The sequence below is a fragment of the Mammaliicoccus sp. A-M4 genome (assembly GCF_022386955.1).
Taxonomy (GTDB): domain Bacteria; phylum Bacillota; class Bacilli; order Staphylococcales; family Staphylococcaceae; genus Mammaliicoccus; species Mammaliicoccus lentus.
Genome location: NZ_JAJNHH010000003.1, coordinates 161,572 through 181,634 on the forward strand (window position 1 = coordinate 161,572; position 20,063 = coordinate 181,634).

Here is a 20,063-nt window from a genome sequence, read left to right on the forward strand (position 1 = left end):
TTGACGAATGGAAATGTATTAACACAATTAATTGAATACTATAAGTATAATGGTGGTTATATTTTTCAACTATTCTTAGACCATTTACTCATTTCTGTTTATGGCGTATTATTTGCGGTTATAGTAGGTATACCATTAGGCATTATTATTGCAAGATATTCTAAATTATCAGGTTTCATCATAACTTTAGCAAATATCATACAAACCGTACCTGCTTTAGCACTATTAGCTATTTTAATGCTAGTTATGGGATTGGGTTCAAATACAGTTGTTATGACTGTCTTCCTATATGCCCTACTCCCTATCATCAAAAATACTTATACTGGTATTAAAAACGTAGATAGCGGAATCAAAGACGCGGGTAAAGGTATGGGAATGACTTCTAAACAAGTATTAACGATGGTCGAACTACCATTATCACTTTCCGTAATGATTGGTGGTATAAGAATTGCATTTGTAATCGCAATTGGTGTTACAGCTATAGGATCATTCATTGGCTCTTCATCCCTTGGTGATATAATCATTAGAGGTACAAATGCTACAGACGGTACATCACTTATCCTAGCTGGTGCAATTCCAACAGCTTTACTAGCAGTACTAAGTGATATTGTGTTAGGGTATATAGAAAGAAAATTAGATCCTACTAAGCGTAAGCAAAAGGAACCTCAACCACAAACACTTTCGGAGTGATAAAATGAAATTTATATTAAAAATACTCATTGCATTTGTTGCAATATTAATACTTTCACCCAAGAAAAAACTTAAGTAAATGTAATAAAATGGACATAAATATAATAATTTTTGCAATTAAATTATATTTAATGTTACCATGTTTAAAACAAGGGAGGAAGCCAAATGAAATTCAGAGTATTAGGCAGTTTATTTTTATCTTCATCTCTATTATTAGCAGCTTGTGGAAATAGCGGTGATGATGATTCAGGAAAGAAAACTGAAAAAAAAGAAGTAACTAAAAGTGCTAGTCAAGTAATATCTGATTTACAAGACAATGCTAAAGATGTTAATAGTTATCATACAGATAATGCGATTGCAATGAAACCTAAAGACGGTGAATCACAAAAAGTCAAAGTCGGCATGGATGTTGACGAAAAAGAAACAGCAAAACTAGTAACAAATCAAGCCGGTCAAGAAATGACGATTTACGTACAAGGTAAAAAAATGGTAGCTAAAGCGAACGATCAATGGATAGATTTATCATCTCAAGTAGATAACATGGATATAGATAGTTCATTAGATCAATTAAACTATGAAAAATACGTTAAATCATTAGATGGATTCAAAGATGCTAAAGCTAAAAAAGTCGATGATGGATATGAATTAAAATATAACATCAAAAATAAAGAAGACTTCAAAAAATTAGCTAGTTCATCAGGTAATAAAGACCAACTTGAACAATTTGAAGATCAAATTGATGACGTTTCTGGTGATGCAGTTCTTAAAGTAAATAAAGATAATGAAATTGAATCATATATTTTAGATTCTAAACTTAAAAAAGACAAAGACACAGCTAACATCAAGACAAAAGTTACTTATGATAAAATCAATGATATAGATGAAATTAAAATTCCAGACGAAGCAAAAGATGCTAAGAAAATAGAAGACTTACAAAAAGAACAATCTTCTGATCAGAAATCTTCTGAAAGTTCAAATTCAGAAGAAGCATCATAATATAACGATAGAAAGTCCGAGGCATATATAATATGTCTCGGACTTTTTTAATTATTTTAGCAGTATATAATTGGACTGACAATACGCTTATATCAAGTGTTTCGATATATAGATTTAACAATTTTATTGCTTCTATTTAAAATGTAATCTTTTATAACTTACGATTTTTTTAAATCAATTCAGCTCCTGCTAAAAAGACATCTACTCTACGTTTGTGTCGTTGTCAACACTTACAACATTTATGTATATATAAACACCTCACATTACAATATAATTTCGAATTTTTTACATAATTTGGTATTTATATGATAAAATATTTGTTAAGTAGTTCACTTATAAGGGTGTGTTTAAAATATGAAATTAAAACAAGCATTTTCTAGTATGTTTATAGTTCTTATAATAGGATTCACAATAGTTACTTTATTTAAAATAATTGGCTATGTACCAGCCAAAGTAAACATATTTTTATTTTTCGATAAATTTTCTGTTTTAAATTTTTATGAAGACCCAATTTATAATGGTTGGATTACTATATTTATTATACTTTCGATAATTTTCTTTTTTTATGAACTTTCAGATATACATTAACACATGTAAGGTTATATTAATAACCAAACATAACCATCTATAGAATACTATGACGATTAACTAAATATTATACTTAGATAAGCAACTATTCCTATAATTTAACACAAAACAATCTTCATAATTAAGTTGGACTGACAATATGCTTATATCAAGTGTTTCGATATTAAGCATCTGTGCTATGTAGACATACTCTTATTGGATTAAGCATGATATTAGCTCACATAGACACTATCTTCTATTAAAAGTGATTTATCATATAAAAAAACAGCCAATCCTTTTCCTGGATTGGCTGTTTTTATAGAGTTAGATTTTATTTTCTAGCCTCTTCTTGTTCTAGTTTTTTATCTAATTCTTTTATAGAAAGTGATTTATCAGTATCTTTATATTTATAAACAATATAGTACTTACCTTCTGTTTTTAAATCTGAATAGAATTCTGCAATAATACGTGCGTTACTTTGTGCCCATTTAATATCCGTTGCATATTGATGTACACCTGGTTTCTCAGGATTCCATCTCATACTATATAAAGTATTTTGCTCTGGATTTGATAAATAGTGATCATGAATAAACTTAGCACCGCCTGATATTGCTTTATGTGGGGTATCCCAACCTTTTTTCTTAGCATATCTAGCTCCAGTACCTATTGGATCTTCATCTAATGCGCCTACACCATAGAAATTGTAGTATTTCTTACCATCAGATTCTTCTTTAGAATTTGTCACTTTTCCTTTATCCGTTAATAATACACCATTAGCTAGTTTACTCTTATTATTACCTGTTTCTAAAATAGCATGACTAATTAAGTACACCTCATTAACATGTTCTTGTTTAGCAGCATCTAAAAATTGATTTGAGTATTTCTCAAGTGCTCCTCTTTCTCTTAGCATGTGGTGGAATCTTTTTTCATCAATACCTTGATACTCTGATAAATTTAAAAACTGATAAACTTGTTTTTTATCATTTAGTATCTTTTCAACATCCATTACATCATGTATTTCACTTCTTGACGCATTCTTCCAATTGCCTGACTCTGTTGCTACCTGCATTTTCGTATCATTTTTATATTGTTTTTCAACAGCTTTACTTAAAGTTAGTGGTACCTCTACATTTTCTTCTTGTTTATCTACTTCGTAAAACTTTAAATGATTTGAAATTAAATAATAGAACAGGCCAACAATTATTGCTAAAACTAATAATAATACGACTATATTTTTAATTGTTTCTAGCCTGGCATTCTTCATCGTTTCACCTCTAAATTTGTAAACTTATAACCGATATCATTTTGATTAACTATTTTTAAAAAGTTTACCTCTTATATTTTAAAGGATTACAACGGAATATTCAAAATTTAAATTATTAAGTTTTAATTACTATTATAATTCAATTCAAATAAAAAAGCAGACATACTTTAAAAGCATGTTTGCTTATTTATAAGGTGTATAGTCCATGAAAATAAATGACATTGCAGCTGATCTATTTTTATAGTTGTAATGACTTAGATTAATCGTTCCTTCTTCTTCGCCATTTCTATAATTCATAAATCGGTTTACATTGTTAATCATTACAAAATCAGCATTATCTCTAATATTATTTAGTTCATTGTTTCTCGCAAAAAAATGTTCTAAATTTAAGTGTTCATAATCCATAAGATGAACCTCCTAGTCTTTGCCCCAATAAAACATATGTCCATATATATCCAAATATACACGTTATTATGGCAATTGTAAATCATTTAAACATATAATTTTTAATGTGCTTTTTTATGTTTTATTTCGGCTATATTTTTATATTTTTTACGTAAATTTACGTTTTATTTTGTTTAATCTATATTAGACCTTTATATATGTTGTTTTCAAATTAAACGCTTGTTCCTAAAATATATATAATTAGTACATCCGGAAATACTAGTGTGCATGCCCACAAAAAGAGGCAACCATGTTAGACAAGCAATTCAATTTGAATTATAAAAAATATGAAAAGATGATACATCATCTTTTGCATCAACACCAAATTAAATATCATTACGATGATTACTTTCAACTTATGGTTATAAAACTATGGGATTTATTAAAATCCTATGATGAATCGAAATCTACAAATCAGGAAAAATACATTTATTTAAAGTTAAAGTATTTTTTAATCGATTGTCTAAGAAGAAATATTAAAGAAATAAACCGTTTTTTGCCTACGTCTGATTATACACTACTTGATCAATCGTACAGTGATTTTTATCAATATGAATTATATAGTTTATTGGAGATTTTAAATGAAGAGGAGTTGACTTGGCTCAATTTAACATTACAGGGTTTTTCTACAAACGAAATAAGCATATATATGAATAAGAGTCCTTCATCAATTAAAAGATATAGAAAATCAACTAGAGAAAAATTAAAATCGGAATTCTTATTTTAGATTTTAACAATGAGCTATACACTGTCAGTATTTATATATAAAATATTAAGTGTTAGGAGGTGTAGTTACTGAAGACATTAATTTGTGCAGACATGACCTTTTTAAAACGTTCAGAAAATCCTATATATAAATACCAAATAGAATATATACAGCATCCAATCCAATACACTAACCTTTCTGTTAAAACCCTTATAGACGATGCTTTAAAAATTGAGGGTGCTAATATGCGCACTCGCGAACAATATGCTAAATATATTTTGAAAGTTCATAAACTTATTCCTCTCATGATTTACGCTACACAAGACTTTGTTCTATTCCCTACTACATCAAAATCTCACTTTGATGATATGTTAATCAATGCTAAGCAAATACAACATATTGAACCATTGTCATATCATACAGAAATAAAATTCAAGAATAATAATACTATCAATATAGATCAAGATTATCATCTGATTAGTAAAAAGTTTGGTGAATCCTTAAGACTCATACACTACCAAAAATATCATTTAAGGATTTAAAAAAGAGTGGGCACATGAAATCTTATAATAAAATTAGACTCATTACCCACTCTCTTTATAATGCATTTTATTATTTTGTTAATTTACTACTCACACCAGAAAGTAAAGCTTGATAAGCACTATTAAAGAAAGTTAGTAATACTTCATCTCTTCTCATAATGCTTTCTAAGTCTTCTTCATAAATTAAAAAGCTACCATCTTTACCATTGTATTCAGCATAAGAGGGTTCAACTTGTTTTAAATTTATTTTATCTTTTTTAAATGGATTAATCTTCAGAACATAGTATGGCGACTCTCTATACTTATCTCCAAAATAATAACATAATGAAACTGTATATTCATCATTACCTTCAACATAAAAAATAGAAGTAACATCAAATTTATCCCAGAATAAACCTGTTTTTACATCTTTAATATTTCTTGAATGTAGAAATTGATAATGATCGTATTGTGCTTGTTGCATCAAGCGAAGTGCATGATAAGCTATTTTAGGATTAAAAGTACGTTCTTTATCATCCTTATCTAATGTTGTTTCATAAGGTATATTATAAGGTTTCGTATTAATTTTAATTGTTATACCATGTTCTTCTAATATTTCGAAAATAAATTCATAATATTCCTGAATTGTTTGTCCTGTTTTTATTAGTAATGAGTGCTCTTCTTTGTCTACTTTCACAACCAATGTTTGATCCAATAAATCTAAAGTTATTTCAAATTCATGACCATTACTTTGTAATACACCTGTTGATAAACCAACTTGATTAACTGTCAGCATGACATGTTTATATAGTGGCTCTGGTTCTTTTGTTTCTATACAACACTTACCCATTATTTGTGCTATATATCTTATAGTTGCTCGTGTTTCACGCCACTCGTCAAAATATAATAAACTCATTCATGACACCCCCTACATATGCTACGATAAATCTTTGAGCCATTTGGCTATTAGTATTCTTTTTGTGAAGTAAGCATTTACCCACTTTATGCCTTTATAACCAATGAAAAGTAATACGACACCTAGAATGATGTAGAGTAGCTGAAATAATAGCGCCTCACTTAAAGGTTTTGTAAAGTATAAAGTGAATGTACCTAATATTAACAATGCTGCCGTAATGAGAATACCTACCATGAGGACATTACCAAATAGTAGTCCACCTAACGTCATAGCTTTATCTATTGAACTCGGTGGTTTAGCTTTATCTATAATTTCTTTCTCAAGAAAATTAGAAACAAAATGACTAGGTTTACCATGTTGCTCTAATAGATTTTCATTGCTATTTAGCATTTCTGTAGCAACTTCTTTTTCTTTATTGTTTATAAACCACAATTTTTTATAAACAACTGATTTATATTGTTCGTTATTCATGCAACACCTCTAAATGTCATTAGTAAATTTATTATAACATTAATCAATATACGTTGGGATTAAATTAATCTTAGATTTAAACTATTAAATAAAACCTATTTTATGCTCGTTCAAGATAACGTTCTATAATTTCTTCAGCCTTTACATTCTTATCTAAAATATTTATATGACTAAAGTCCAAGTCTTCTGTAATATCATGTGTTATAACAATAACATCCATTCCAGCATCAACAGCTGCTTGAGCTCCATTAGGTGTATCCTCAATTGCTAAGCACTTATCAGGTTCTACGTTTAATTCATGAGCTGCCTGAATATATAATTCCGGATTAGGTTTTACAAATGCTACATCTTCTCTTCCTTTTATAACATTTATATTTTTATTCAACTCTAAACGTTCAACGTTATGTATTATATCTTTTTTGTAACTACTTGTAGCAATACCCATCTTCAAATTAGTTTCCACACTATAATCGTATAATTTTTTAACTTCTGGTTTTATTGGTAAATTGTATGTGCCTTTATAATGATCTTCAAACATTTCTTTTAATGCGATTTCTGAACCTAGTGCATTAAATATTCTTTCATCTAATTCTTTTGATACTGATCCGATTGAGGCTTTATATTCATCTAAAGATATAGGTGGATTTTTATAATTTTCAATATGCTTATTTAGTGTATTAAATAAATGAATCTCTGTATCTATAATTGTACCGTCAAAATCGAAAATAATTGCTTCGTACATATTTAACACTCCATTCTAAAAAAATAAAAGTCACGAAATCGTGACTTATTTGTATTTTATAAACCTTCTGATTTAAGAGTTAACTCTAAACGATCGATAATATTCTCCAATTGTATAATACTTAACCCTTTTTCTTTAGCAATTGCTTCTTGATTAGATGCTAAATATTGGACAATAAGTTGTAAAGGGACAATTGCTCCACACTTTTTATTATCCTCATTAATAATAAATAACCCGTCTGATTTACTTAAATTTAAATCTTGTTGTTCTTCCGAACTAAGATCGCCTTGAAAGTAAACTTCACCATGCTCAAAATTTTGATATTTTCTTTCTTCTAAACTTATAACGGCTTCGTGAATACTTTCTTGATTTAAGCCTTTATAAAATTTATTTATTATATTTTTTCGACTTTTTTTGTCATTGATTAAAGTTACATTTGTAAGCACAGTAATTCACCTCATCTCATTTATTCAATTTTAACATTTTATTCTGAATTTTTAGAGTGTTTTAATATTACATTTTGGATACATTTATTACATGGCTTTTTCTAAATTCACTAAAGTTTCATAATTTTCCACTTTTTCATATTGTATTTATTTTCTTGAAGTTATACCTTTAACTAGGCGAGAATAAATAAAGAAATCGGGGATGTTATTTTGAAACAAGTTTATAACCCATTAAGACGTTTACATTTTTACGCAGCATTTTTTATTACGCCTTTACTTCTAACTTTATCTTTAACAGGCATTGGTTATTTATTTTTTACCAATGTAGAGAATCATATATATGAGGATGAATTTTTCTCAAATAGCGAAACAAAAGGTCATCAATCATTAGATGGTGCAGTTAAAGAAATACAAGAAGTTTATAAAGGATACGAAATCAAAAAAATAAGTATTATGGATGAACCTTACAATAACCGTGTCACAATCGGTAATGACAAAGGAGACTCTAGATACATATTTTTAGATGAACATAATCAAAGAGTGGCTAATCAAAATGCTAAATTCACTTATTCAAATGTACTTAGAGAATTACACAGCTCTTTATTTGTTGGTGGTACAATCGTAAATTATTTAGTTGAATTAGCAGCATGTTGGACAATCTTTATGATACTATCTGGTGTTTATTTAACTTTCAAATCAAAAGCATTAAAGAATACTAAAAAGAAAAACGCATTCTTATTTAATAGACGACTACATGCAATAGTTGGATTAATCATAGCTATACCTATTTTTATAGTAGTCTTAACAGGCTTACCTTGGTCGGCGTTTATGGGGAAACAAATTAATCAGTTTGCAGAAGATCATCCAAAGTTAGGATATACAGCATTAAAATCTAACCCTCCAAAATCTGAGGATAATGAATTACCTTGGGCAACTAGAACTAAAGAAAAACCGAAATCGGAAGAGGATGCACATGCAGAGCATCATGGTAATTCAACAAGTATGATTGGTACAAATGGTCAACAAAGCTTAGAGAACATTATAACTCAAAGTAAACAAGATGGCATTAAAGAACCCTTCTCAGTAGTATATCCAGGAGATAAAGATGGTGTCTTCACTGTTTCTAAAAGCAGTAACAGTGGTGTAACTGGTCTAGACGTTCCACCTAAAGAAGAAACTACAGCTTATTATGATCAATATTCTAGCAAACAATTAGGTAAAGTTGACTATCAAGATTATGGAATTGTAGGAAAATGGTTTAGCTATGGTATCCCCCTTCACGAAGGTCATCTATTCGGTACAGCAAATAAAGTAATGAATTTACTAGTTTGCATCACATTCATAGGTGGCATAGTATTAGGTTTTATCACTTGGATGAAACGACGAAAAACTGGTACCTTTGGCGCTCCTCCAATTGTTAAAGGAAAGTGGTCACTTGGATTAATAATACCACTAGTGTTGTTAGGCATAATAATGCCGTTGTTTGGAGCTTCATTAGTGATTGTAGCAATAGTTGAATTTATATTATGGAAAAAAACTCAAAAAACCGTTACCTAAATATATCTAATAAAAAATAAGCATATCACTTTCAAACTGAGATAATCAGTTAAGTGATATGCTTATTTATTTTGAGTTAGGATCTAGGTCCCGAACTCAATCTTTATAATAAATATTCTTAATGGCTTTCATCATAATCATTACAAACCGCTTCTAATAAATATCTTAATTCATCATCATCCATATCATCTGGTACTCTCACTTTGATTAAATGGTTTTGATTTGTTATGACATGAAAGTAATGATGATCATTTTCATAGCCTTTTCCTAATATCTGCATGCATAACATCCCCTTTTGTTTTTATCGAACGCTATGACCATAATATACCATATTGATATGATTATTATTATGAATTAGTTTTAATTTATAGTAAATAACACAAGAATCAATCTATACTTTTGATTATCTTAGCTGGATTTCCTCCGACTACTTTATTAGAAGGAACGTCTTTAATCACTACTGCTCCAGAGGCAATTACTACATTATCACCGATAGTGACCCCAGGATTAACAACAACGCTACCGCCAATCCAAACATTATCACCAATTACTATCGGTTTAGCAAATTCTAATCCGGAATTTCTTTCACCTGGATCAATTGGGTGTGTCGCTGTGTATAATCCTACATTAGGACCAAACATACAATTATCACCGATATGTATTGTAGAAACATCTAACATTGTACAGTTGTAGTTAGAATAAAAATTTTCTCCTATAAAAATATTATATCCATAATCAACATTAAATAGTGGATTAATTTCAAAGTTTTCTTTATAACCACCTAATAATATTTGTAGTACTTTTTTTCTTTTGTCTTTTTCTTTAATCGGTAATTGGTTAAACTCATATGTTAATTCGCGTGCTTTTTTCTATCTTCTACTAATTCATTGTCACTCGGTAAATATAAGTCCCCTCTTATCATTTTCTCTTTTTCAGTCATATTATCGTTCCTTTCTATTAATGAAACATCATTTTACATTATACATTTAATATAAACAAATAGAGAGTAAGACTAGAATTGAAAAATATTTTCAATCCAATCAACAATTGCCAATGTAATGAAAGAGCTGGGAACATAATTCCTTAGTTCGTTTTTGGATGGGACTGATCAAAAAGCAAGAGTTGATATTGTTATTGGATTTTCTATCTCATTAATCCAACTACACACCTTCTTATTGGATTTTCTAAGACAATAATCCAACTACACACCTTCTTATTGGATTTTCTACTTCATTAATCCAAATACACATACCTTTATTGGATTTTCTATCTCATTAATCCAACTAACCATACCTTTATGAAGTGCACCACAAAAGTTGAACCACAAATAAAGCACTTTTGTATATCTTAACGAGAAAAGTCTAAAATGAAATATGTTTTAAGGATTGCTATAAAAGCAACAAATATAAGAAAAATAGGAAATTTTAAAATCAGCAAAACGAGTCTGAGACATATTTATGTCCCAGACTCGATAAGTTTTTTATAAATTAGGTTCAGGGTGAACATAAGACGAATATACCCCTGATTTTTGTAATTCTTTTTCAACTAAGTCACATATATCGTGAGCTTCGTCTAAAGAAAGTTTTTTATCTACAACAATTGTAACATCTAAAAACACACTATTCCCGTGGTATCGGCCTTTAATCGATGGAACATCTATTACACCAGGTATTTTAGATATATCCTCACTATAATTGTTTAAATCTTTTTCGTGAAATCCGTCACTAAGTGTAAATATAGATTCTTTAAATATTGAAAAACCAGTAAACACAATAATCACACCTAAAATAACTGCTAAGACAATATCCACTATAGGGAATCCAATTTGTGTGAATATTAGACCTATACCAGTACCAATACTGACTAGTGCATCGGATAAGTTATCTTTAGATGCAGATTTTAAAGATGTACTCTTTGTTTTCTTTGATAACGAATCATTAAATTTATATACGAGAAGCATGACAATACCACTGATGAAACTGACCCATATTGTTAAAGTGCTAGGTTGACCGTACTCTCCAGTGAAAAGTATAGGTATATTAGATGATATAACTTGAATACCTACGAACATGATTATAAATGAAACGATTAAAGTTGTGATATTCTCAGTCTTCATATGTCCATATGGATGATTCTTATCTGCTGGCTTTATAGATATTTTTAATCCTACTAATACAGCCACTGAAACGAAAATATCCGTTAAGTTATTTAAACTATCTGCTCTTAAAGCAGAAGAATGATAACTGGTACCTACTATATATTTTATAATTGAAAGAATGATATACATAACAATACTAATATATGCACCCTTTTGAGCTAGTCTTAAGTTGTTTGCCATATTGTCCACTCCATTTTTGTCATTGAAATATGATTATATAACAAAACAACAGACAAGTTAATGAATTAGCTATCGTAAAATAATATTAATTTAGTGGGTTAATTCTAGTTTAGGTCTACCTATAATTTAATATTTATTTCAGTAAAAAGGAGCTTGGTATATTATGTACCAAACTCCATTTTTATAACTTCACAATATTAATTATAAAATGCTTAAACCACTTGCTTTAATATCTTTAGCGAAACCTTTAACTGTATCTACTGATAATTCATTTACATCTCTTCCAATGTTAGGAACCTTAGCCACTACATCTTTTGGACATGTAATAATATCAACACCAATTTCATCTGCTTGAACGACATTAAATAATTCTCTACAGCTTGCCCATAACAATTTCACGCCTTCTTTGCTATGACAAACTTTTTCTGCTTCTTTCATTAAAGGAAGTGGATCTACACCAGTATCAGCAATACGTCCTGCAAATACAGATACGTATGTTTCAACCCCCGGTTTAATCACTTCAACAATTTCTTTTACTTGTTCTATTGTATATACTGCCGTAACGTTTACTTTCACGTCATTCTCTGACAGTTTTTTAATAAGTGAAATCATAGATTCACCTTTAGTATTAACGACAGGAATTTTTACGAATACATTTTCACCGTATTGTTTTAAAATTTCCGCTTCTTTTTCCATAGTTTCTATATCATCCGCAAATACTTCAAATGAAATTGAAGCGTCTGGGATTGCTTTAACTGCTTCTTCAGCAAATGTTTTATAGTCAGTAACGCCTGCTTTTTTCATTAAACTAGGATTTGTAGTAAAACCATCTACTTCATTATTTTGGTATGCTTGCTTCATTTCTTTGATGTCTGCACCATCAGCAAATACTTGAACTTTTAGATTACTCATGCTATTCATTCCTTTCAATTTATGTAACATTATCGTACCACAATTTGCAATCGCTTACTAAATTATTTGATTTATATAACATTTGTTAAGCTTCCTTAAATGTAATTTCAATAGTTTTATGTCATAATATACATAAATATAAGTTTAATTATAAATATGATTTATATATTTAAAATATGGATTAACTAGGCGGTGAGTTACGATGATTGACAAGCATGAAATAATTAAACACTTCAAGCTATATTCAACGGGCTCCTTTCTAGGAGACGAAGCCATCATAAATAATAGAAAGAAAAGTTTAGTCGAACGCTATTATATCTTTTCTTATTATTTAGAAATTAACGATTTTAAAATTTTAATCAATACTGGTTTTTCAGAACGCGTTAAGCCTAGCACCGATTTAAAAACTTTAAAACTTTTTCATAGACAAGATTATAAAGTTTTTGAAACGTTGCCAAGCCAACTTATGAAAGACCATATTCATCCTGATCAAATTGATTACTGTATTATTACAAATTTCGCTAGTCACCACATTGGATATTTAAATGCTTTTAAAAACGCTACGATTATCACTTCTCATGAAGCTTATCATGATTTCATAACACAACAAGTTTCAAACAATAGCCTACAATTGAGTTTCCATGTTATGCCTGATGACTTTAAAGATCGTATAGAGTTTATAGAAAATTTTTCGAAAGTTGATGATTCTGTTCTTGGTAAAGGATTTAAAATTTTTAATAATGATTCACTAATCAGTTATTATTTACCTGGAGCAATGCCTGGTCAATTTGGCTTAATGATGAAATTTCAAGATTTAAATATATTCATGTGTAGTGACGCTGCATGGTGTCGTTCAAATTTAGACAAAAATGAACTTCCTACAAAACGATTACTTAAACAATCATACAATGGCGAGCGTTTTATAGAAACCCATATGAAATTAATTGATTTTAAGCATAGCAGTAACAAAAAGTTATTTATTCTTCCAAGCCACTGTAAAAAGATGGATGATTTTGAAGAGGTATTAAAGTTATTAGATGCATTGAATTAACATTTATGATAACATAAGCGATTATATGGAAATTTTGGAGGCCATCATGGATAAAGCTAAACGCTATTTTTATATATCAGTTGTACTCATGATTATTAGTTTATTTTTAAGTGCACAGAATCCTCTCATAGAATCATGGTTTGGATCTCTAGTATCACTTGTATTAATCAGCAGTATTTTAAACGGTATTCTATTACTTATTGCTGTTATTACAACTGATAAGTCAATTAAATATCAAACTGAAAAGCATAAAACTATTGCGAAAATCAGTAAATTTTTACCAATTTTATTATTTGTAGTTATTATTTACCACATTGTCGTTATAGTGAAATTCTTTGGTATAATTTAAGGTTAGGGTATTATCAATGTCTCAACCTCTGTCATGATATTGACAGTAACTGACTGGAATGAAAAATGCGGTTATATCAAGCTTTTTTTTACTCCTAGTCACCCTTACCGGGGCGGTACTACGAAATCTTTTTTGAAAAATAAGATTTCTGTCCCGCTCCTTTTTATTTTGGAGGTTTTTATATGATTTATGTCGTAATATTTATAGGTGGTGCAATTGGAGGTGGATTACGCTATCTTTCAAGTTTTATTATTTCAAGTAATACCTTCCCCTTCTCGACTTTATCAGTAAATCTAATTGGTGCTCTTCTTATGGGTATTTGCTCTACTTATTTTATAAAATATTTTAAAAAACACCCTTATATACAGAAAATGATAACAACTGGTTTCTTAGGTGCGCTCACTACGTATTCTAGTCTAAGTTTAGAAACAATACACTTGTTAAAAAGCGGACAATTTATATTAGCTTTTACTTATGTAACTATAAGTATTATCTTAGGATTTATATTTGTTGCTCTCGGATATAAGAAAGGGACAGAGAAAAAATGATATTAATTTTAATAATGATAGGCTCTGGTGTAGGAGCAGTACTTAGACATATGACAAATCAAATTATCAGTAAATTTTTCACGCAAAGTTTCCCCTTTGCTACATTAATCGTTAATGTTGTTGGAAGCTTTATTATTGGTCTTTGTGCACAATATATAGCAGAAAGTTCACATATTTATTCGATATTAGCTATCGGTTTTTGTGGAGGTTACACAACTTTTTCAACACATATACTTGAAGTATATGAACGTTACTTATTAAAATCATATAAACAAATGATATTATATATAGCATTAACGGTTATATTATCATTAACTGCTTGTTATTTAGGTTATATCATTTAACAAATTTCAAAGTTTTTTAAAGTAATAACACCTATACTTAGGCATTCATACACTTAAAAATTCGAAAAAATTCTCCCAATCCTAAATTTTAAAATCTAACGGATTAGGAGAATTTATTTATATTTTACTTATTCACCTTATTTACCAGTAAATTTCTCTGGGTCAGGTCCAATTCTTTCGTCTTTATTTAAATTATTTAATCGTGACAATTGATCTTCATTTAATTCAAAATCAAAAACATTTAAATTCTCTTCAATTCTTGATGGTGTTACTGATTTAGGTATCACAACTATATCTTCGTCAATATTCCATCTAATGATAACTTGAGCCGGTGTTTTACCTATTTCTTTTGCTATCTCTTTAACTGTTTCATCTTCTAAAATTTGTCCATTCATTAATGGAGACCATGATTGAGCTACAATTTTTTGTGCTTTTAAGTATGTTCTTAAGTCTTTTTGAGTTAGATATGGATGGCATTCAATTTGATTAATCACTGGTTTAATAGATGCTTCTTGTAACAAACTTTCTAAATGTGAAACATTAAAATTACTCACACCTATATTTTTAATTTTTCCATCGTTATATAAAGCTTCCATTGCTTTCCACGTTTCAGCAATTAATTCTTTATCGTCTCCAGGCCAATGAATCAGATATAAATCTACATAGTCTAGCCCAAGTCTTTGTAATGAAGCTTCATATGCATTTTGGACATTTTCCATACCGTAATCCGTCATCCATAATTTAGTAGTTATAAATAAATCTTCTCTATTTAAGCCTGCTGATTCTAAACCTTCTTTAATACCTTGGCCTACTTTTTCTTCATTTTTGTAAGTTTGTGCTGTATCTATATGACGGTAACCACTTTCTATAGCATGTTTAACCGCTTCTCTACATTCATCGTTGTTTTCAACTCTAAACGTTCCTAATCCTAGTGCTGGTATTGTATTACCATTGTAAAATTCTACTTGTTTCTGTGTCATGTTATTTCCTCCTGGTTTTATCTTTATAATAGTATTGAAGCTACTTTTGTTTCTAGATATGGCTCAATACCTTCTGAACCGCCTTCTCGGCCAAAACCACTTTCTTTCATACCACCGAACGGGATATGTGCAGCACTTGGACCTCCATCATTCCAACCAATCACACCATAATTTAAGTTTTCATATAATTCTATGCCAGTTGCATAATTTTCTGTAAAGAAATATGCTGCTAAACCAAATGGTGTATCATTCGCCTTCTTGATTACTTCTTCTAATGAGTTATATGTTTGAATTGGTATAACTGGTCCAAATGTTTCTTCAAACATAATTTTCATATCATCAGTAACTTCAGATAGAATAGTTGGCTCTACAAAATAACCACCCTCTTTATAACTATCCCCTCCAGTTACTACACGGGCACCTTTACTAGTTGCATCATCAATATGTGATTTTATTTTCTCAAATCCATCACTATTGATTACAGGACCAATGTCAGTAGATTCATTTTGCCCGTTACCTACTTTCAATTTGTTCACTTCAGATTTTAATGAAGATTCAAATTTATCTTTAATAGATTCATGTACATATATTCTATTAGCACATACGCAAGTTTGACCAGCATTTCTAAACTTAGATGCTATTGTACCTTGTACGGCTTTTTCTATATCAGCATCTTCATGAACAATTAAAGGTGCGTGCCCTCCTAATTCTAACGTAACTTTTTTAAGAGTTGAACTAGATTGCTCCATTAATTGTTTACCTACTGGTGTAGAACCAGTGTAAGTAATTTTAGAAATTAATTCATGGCTTGTAAAGATTTTACCAACGTCTTTACCTGAACCATTAACGTATTGTATAACATCTTTATCAAAACCAGCTTCATGAGCTAAATCTACAAATTTCATTGTTGTTAATGGTGTATCTTGTGCAGGTTTACAAATAAATGTACATCCTGCTGCTAGAGCTGGTGCTGCTTTTCTTGTCATCATTGCTGCTGGGAAATTCCATGGTGTAATACTTGCGACAACACCCACTGGTGCTCTAGTTACGATTAATCTTTTATTATCTACATGCTCTGGTATTGCTCTGCCATAAGTTCTTTTAGCTTCTTCAGCAAACCATAAAATGTAATCTGTAGCATACTTTACTTCACCTTTTGATTCTTTTAATGGTTTACCACTTTCTTTAGTCATAATTAACGCAATTTCTTCTTCTTGTTCTAAAATGAGCTCACGCCATTTATATAGAAGTGCACTTCTTTCGTGAGCTGTTGTTTTTTTAAATTTTTGAAAAGCATGATGAGCATTTTCAATCATTTCGTTAATCTCTTCTTCACTATTATTGTTCAAAGTTTCAATAATTTCTTCCGTAGCAGGATTTCTAACATCAAATTGTTTCTCACTCATTTTCACAACCACCTTTTCATATTATTTATAAAAAAAGAAAACGCTACTATTATTGTAGCGTTTTCTGCTTAAGGATTAAACTTTTCTAACTCGTCCATTATTCTTTCTAGATCTTCAACACTGTATTGGAATCTTCCATGGAATACAAATTTATTGAAGAAATGTTGTAATTGTTGTTCACCAACAAGCACTTTAATATTTGGATCTTGTGAGTAATTACTAATTGTGGCTTCATCCACTTCATCAGGATGGAAATAGATGATTGGTGTTGGCGTATATTTAAGTTCGAGTTGTCTTTGTAATTCTTCAGATGTTTCGTCCACTTCTTTAACTTTATCAGTATAATCATGAAATGCAGCTGATTTTTTACTAGCTTGTTTTTCAAGGAGTAAAGTTTGTTCTTTTTTAGGATTTAAATCCAATGTTTCAAACACTTGCCCAAGTACAGGGAACTCACTAAATTGCTGTTCAGTTATACCATGATATATATGGCCGTTTACCAAATTAGAGTCAATAACATAAATACCAGTTCTCGTTAAAACAATATGATCGATTTGATGTACCTTACCTAAAGGATCTTTAGGTAAAAAGATATTTGCCATTATATGCATATCTTCAGGTCTTATTCTTCGTTCATTAACAAGTTGATCACGGAGATCTAATAAATGTCTATCAGTTATATATTCTCCTTCATTTTTCGAAAATATTTTTAATGAGTCAATTTCTCTTTCTTTTTGAGAAATTTCAACTTGATGCTCTTCTTTTTGTTTAGATAGAACCTTTTTGTTTTCTACTCGTTCATGGTCCAATTTTTCTTTGTGTTCAGATTTAAGTGACTCATTTTGCTTCTTATGTTGTTCCTGAACTTTCGCCAAAGAATTCTTTCTTTGTTTTAATGAAACAAAGAATAATATGATAAATATTATCGCAATAACGACAGCTGCGATTAATCCATAATGAATCGGTTCTAATTGACTCATATTTGCTGATCGCTCCCTTTCTTATGTATTACATCTATTATAGTAAATATTATAAATAAATTCAGTATATATCTTCAATATTCTTCTCTAATTTAAGCATTATTTTTTGATTTTTTAAATACTTCGTACATTTCTATAGTTAATACACACTTTATTAGTAAATTAAAATTCTCAGATATCTAAGAATATATATAAAAAGAATCTCACCACTAGATCATATAACTAATGATGAGACTCTTTTTTAATACTGATTTTACTTTTAGGTTTATTTATTTACTAAATCTTTTAATAATTCTACTTTATCTAATTGTTCCCATGGTAATTCTACATCAGTTCTACCAAAATGACCGTATGCTGCAGTCTTTTTATATATTGGTTGTCTTAAGTTTAGCATTTGAATAATACCTGCTGGTCTTAAATCAAATAATTCTCTTATTTTTTCTACTAGTACATTTTCTTCAACTTTACCAGTACCAGCAGTGTCAACAGCAATTGAAACAGGTTGTGCTACTCCAATTGCGTATGCAAGTTGAACTTCACATTTATCAGCTAGGCCGCTAGCTACGATATTTTTAGCTACATAACGAGCCGCATAAGCACCAGATCTATCAACTTTAGTTGGGTCTTTACCACTGAAGCAACCTCCACCGTGTCTAGCATAACCACCATATGTATCAACGATGATTTTTCTACCTGTTAAACCTGCGTCTCCTTGTGGCCCACCAATAACAAATCTTCCAGTAGGATTAATAAAGAATTTTGTTTGATCATCTAATAATTCCTTAGGAACGATTGGATATATAACATGATCTTTAATATCTTGTTGAATTTTTTCTAATTCTATTTTTTCATGATGTTGTGAAGAAACAACAATAGTATCTACTCTTAAAGGTTTATCATTTTCGTCGTATTCTATTGTTACTTGTGTCTTTCCATCTGGACGTAAATATTCTAAAGTGCCATCTTTACGTACATCAGTTAATCTTTTTGACAACTGATGAGCTAGATATACTGGTAACGGCATATATGTTTCAGTTTCATTTGTAGCATAACCAAACATTAAGCCTTGGTCTCCAGCACCGATAGACTCAATTTCACTATCTGTTAAATCATCTCTATCTTCTAAAGCACAATCAACACCTTGAGCAATATCAGGTGATTGTTCATCGATAGCTGTTAGTATTGCCATTGTTTGGAAATCATAACCATACTTCGCTCTAGTATACCCTATATCTTTTACAGTCTCTCTTACTACTTTCGGAATATCTACGTATGTTGAAGTTGATATTTCTCCTGAAATTAAAGCCATACCTGTAGTTACAGTTGTTTCACAAGCGACTCTCGCTTTTGGATCACCTTTTAGTAATTCATCTAAAATTGCATCAGATATTTGGTCGGCAATTTTATCAGGATGTCCTTCTGTTACTGATTCGGATGTGAAGAGTCTTCTGTTTTTTGACATAAAAAATCTCCTTTAGATTATGTTGTACGGTCTCTTCCTCAGTGCAAATAAAAAGTGCCTTCTCTCTATAAAACAATAGAGAGAAGGCACACTCGTGTCCATTCGCTCTTATCGTTCAGACAATATTGGTCTGCAAACGGTTTGGCACCTTCCTTTCATTTAGAAAGAGGTTGCTGGGTTTCATTGGGTCCATGTCCCTCCACCACTCAGGATAAGAGAATCCGTCAGAAATGATAATACTAAAGTTTTAGAATTATGTCAATGAAACACGAAATAAATATTTTGTCATAAACTTTTAACAATAAATTCGTTTATTAGTATAGACTATTTATCTCAATGTGTTATACTAATTCCATGAAAATGCTTACAAAAT

General features: G+C 29.9%; 22 protein-coding genes, 1 pseudogene and 1 riboswitch. Of the genes and pseudogenes, 9 read left to right on the top strand and 14 right to left on the bottom strand.

Features of this window, described 5'->3' with window-relative positions; translation table 11 throughout:
* From LQ682_RS04360 to LQ682_RS04370, 3 genes are all read left to right on the top strand, one after another.
* Entirely contained in the window at window positions 1-690 is a 690-nt protein-coding gene (locus tag LQ682_RS04360; RefSeq protein WP_135032669.1) for an ABC transporter permease, read from the top strand.
* 165 nt (window positions 691-855) lie between these two features.
* Window positions 856-1,686 carry a DUF6612 family protein gene (locus tag LQ682_RS04365; protein ID WP_239723925.1) on the top strand — a complete coding sequence of 277 codons (831 nt, stop codon included), beginning with the start codon at window positions 856-858 and terminating at the stop codon, window positions 1,684-1,686.
* A 354-nt stretch (window positions 1,687-2,040) separates the two neighbouring features.
* Window positions 2,041-2,274: a hypothetical protein gene (locus LQ682_RS04370; protein ID WP_239723927.1), complete on the top strand. Its 234-nt coding sequence runs from the start codon at window positions 2,041-2,043 to the stop codon at window positions 2,272-2,274.
* Window positions 2,275-2,584: 310 nt separating this feature from the next.
* Here the strand turns inward: LQ682_RS04370 and sagB are convergent, their stop codons facing one another.
* Together sagB and LQ682_RS04380 are read right to left on the bottom strand one after the other, a co-directional pair.
* Window positions 2,585-3,517, bottom strand: a complete 933-nt coding sequence (gene sagB, locus LQ682_RS04375) for a peptidoglycan release complex glucosaminidase SagB (RefSeq protein ID WP_064211334.1) — start codon at window positions 3,515-3,517, stop codon at window positions 2,585-2,587.
* A gap of 183 nt (window positions 3,518-3,700) precedes the next feature.
* Window positions 3,701-3,922 (bottom strand): hypothetical protein, encoded by a 222-nt coding sequence (locus tag LQ682_RS04380; protein WP_017000846.1) that lies wholly within the window; start codon window positions 3,920-3,922, stop codon window positions 3,701-3,703.
* An 858-nt stretch (window positions 3,923-4,780) separates the two neighbouring features.
* On the opposite strand from LQ682_RS04380, the gene LQ682_RS04385 reads away from it, so the two are divergent.
* On the top strand, window positions 4,781-5,209 hold the full coding sequence (locus LQ682_RS04385; protein ID WP_239723928.1) for a competence protein ComK: 429 nt from the start codon (window positions 4,781-4,783) through the stop codon (window positions 5,207-5,209).
* Between the two features lie 70 nt (window positions 5,210-5,279).
* Here the strand turns inward: LQ682_RS04385 and LQ682_RS04390 are convergent, their stop codons facing one another.
* From LQ682_RS04390 to LQ682_RS04405, 4 genes are all read right to left on the bottom strand, one after another.
* Complete coding sequence (locus LQ682_RS04390) at window positions 5,280-6,104, bottom strand: DUF5996 family protein (protein ID WP_239723931.1); 825 nt, start codon at window positions 6,102-6,104, stop codon at window positions 5,280-5,282.
* Window positions 6,105-6,125: 21 nt separating this feature from the next.
* Window positions 6,126-6,575, bottom strand: a complete 450-nt coding sequence (locus tag LQ682_RS04395; protein ID WP_017000850.1) for a hypothetical protein — start codon at window positions 6,573-6,575, stop codon at window positions 6,126-6,128.
* Between the two features lie 100 nt (window positions 6,576-6,675).
* On the bottom strand, window positions 6,676-7,317 hold the full coding sequence (locus tag LQ682_RS04400) for an HAD family hydrolase (RefSeq protein ID WP_070045736.1): 642 nt from the start codon (window positions 7,315-7,317) through the stop codon (window positions 6,676-6,678).
* Between the two features lie 56 nt (window positions 7,318-7,373).
* Window positions 7,374-7,763, bottom strand: a complete 390-nt coding sequence (locus LQ682_RS04405) for a hypothetical protein (RefSeq protein ID WP_239723932.1) — start codon at window positions 7,761-7,763, stop codon at window positions 7,374-7,376.
* Window positions 7,764-7,973: 210 nt separating this feature from the next.
* Here LQ682_RS04405 and LQ682_RS04410 point away from each other — a divergent pair, with 210 nt between their 5' ends.
* Window positions 7,974-9,320, top strand: a complete 1,347-nt coding sequence (locus LQ682_RS04410; RefSeq protein ID WP_239723934.1) for a PepSY-associated TM helix domain-containing protein — start codon at window positions 7,974-7,976, stop codon at window positions 9,318-9,320.
* A 118-nt stretch (window positions 9,321-9,438) separates the two neighbouring features.
* On the opposite strand, the gene LQ682_RS04415 is transcribed toward LQ682_RS04410, so the two are convergent.
* The 4 genes and pseudogenes from LQ682_RS04415 to LQ682_RS04430 form a co-directional block, all read right to left on the bottom strand.
* Window positions 9,439-9,600 (bottom strand): hypothetical protein, encoded by a 162-nt coding sequence (locus LQ682_RS04415; RefSeq protein WP_017001124.1) that lies wholly within the window; start codon window positions 9,598-9,600, stop codon window positions 9,439-9,441.
* Between the two features lie 106 nt (window positions 9,601-9,706).
* A pseudogene (locus tag LQ682_RS04420) lies at window positions 9,707-10,260 on the bottom strand (sugar O-acetyltransferase).
* 540 nt (window positions 10,261-10,800) lie between these two features.
* On the bottom strand, window positions 10,801-11,658 hold the full coding sequence (locus LQ682_RS04425) for a cation diffusion facilitator family transporter (protein WP_017001143.1): 858 nt from the start codon (window positions 11,656-11,658) through the stop codon (window positions 10,801-10,803).
* 201 nt (window positions 11,659-11,859) lie between these two features.
* Complete coding sequence (locus LQ682_RS04430; RefSeq protein ID WP_239723935.1) at window positions 11,860-12,570, bottom strand: transaldolase; 711 nt, start codon at window positions 12,568-12,570, stop codon at window positions 11,860-11,862.
* Window positions 12,571-12,772: 202 nt separating this feature from the next.
* On the opposite strand from LQ682_RS04430, the gene LQ682_RS04435 reads away from it, so the two are divergent.
* From LQ682_RS04435 to crcB (LQ682_RS04450), 4 genes are all read left to right on the top strand, one after another.
* A complete protein-coding gene (locus LQ682_RS04435; protein ID WP_017001141.1) occupies window positions 12,773-13,621 on the top strand; it encodes an MBL fold metallo-hydrolase in 849 nt (282 codons plus the stop codon).
* A gap of 46 nt (window positions 13,622-13,667) precedes the next feature.
* The gene (locus LQ682_RS04440) at window positions 13,668-13,970 is read left to right on the top strand and encodes a hypothetical protein (protein ID WP_017001140.1); all 303 of its coding nucleotides are present in this window, start codon (window positions 13,668-13,670) and stop codon (window positions 13,968-13,970) included.
* Window positions 13,971-14,152: 182 nt separating this feature from the next.
* Window positions 14,153-14,518 carry a fluoride efflux transporter CrcB gene (crcB, locus tag LQ682_RS04445; protein WP_239723936.1) on the top strand — a complete coding sequence of 122 codons (366 nt, stop codon included), beginning with the start codon at window positions 14,153-14,155 and terminating at the stop codon, window positions 14,516-14,518.
* On the top strand, window positions 14,515-14,862 hold the full coding sequence (crcB, locus tag LQ682_RS04450; protein ID WP_017001138.1) for a fluoride efflux transporter CrcB: 348 nt from the start codon (window positions 14,515-14,517) through the stop codon (window positions 14,860-14,862). Before crcB (LQ682_RS04445) ends, crcB (LQ682_RS04450) begins: the two co-directional genes overlap by 4 nt.
* Before the next feature lie 137 nt (window positions 14,863-14,999).
* Here the strand turns inward: crcB (LQ682_RS04450) and LQ682_RS04455 are convergent, their stop codons facing one another.
* The 4 genes from LQ682_RS04455 to metK all read right to left on the bottom strand — a co-directional run bounded on the left by LQ682_RS04455 (window position 15,000) and on the right by metK (window position 19,690).
* Window positions 15,000-15,842, bottom strand: coding sequence for an aldo/keto reductase (locus LQ682_RS04455; protein ID WP_218688430.1), 843 nt, complete (start codon window positions 15,840-15,842; stop codon window positions 15,000-15,002).
* 23 nt (window positions 15,843-15,865) lie between these two features.
* Window positions 15,866-17,248, bottom strand: coding sequence for an NAD-dependent succinate-semialdehyde dehydrogenase (locus tag LQ682_RS04460; protein WP_239723938.1), 1,383 nt, complete (start codon window positions 17,246-17,248; stop codon window positions 15,866-15,868).
* 68 nt (window positions 17,249-17,316) lie between these two features.
* The gene (locus LQ682_RS04465; protein ID WP_064211344.1) at window positions 17,317-18,228 is read right to left on the bottom strand and encodes a nuclease-related domain-containing protein; all 912 of its coding nucleotides are present in this window, start codon (window positions 18,226-18,228) and stop codon (window positions 17,317-17,319) included.
* A 265-nt stretch (window positions 18,229-18,493) separates the two neighbouring features.
* Window positions 18,494-19,690, bottom strand: a complete 1,197-nt coding sequence (gene metK / locus LQ682_RS04470) for a methionine adenosyltransferase (RefSeq protein ID WP_064205308.1) — start codon at window positions 19,688-19,690, stop codon at window positions 18,494-18,496.
* A 105-nt stretch (window positions 19,691-19,795) separates the two neighbouring features.
* A riboswitch (SAM riboswitch) is annotated at window positions 19,796-19,908 on the bottom strand.
* Between the last annotated feature and the right edge of the window lie 155 nt (window positions 19,909-20,063).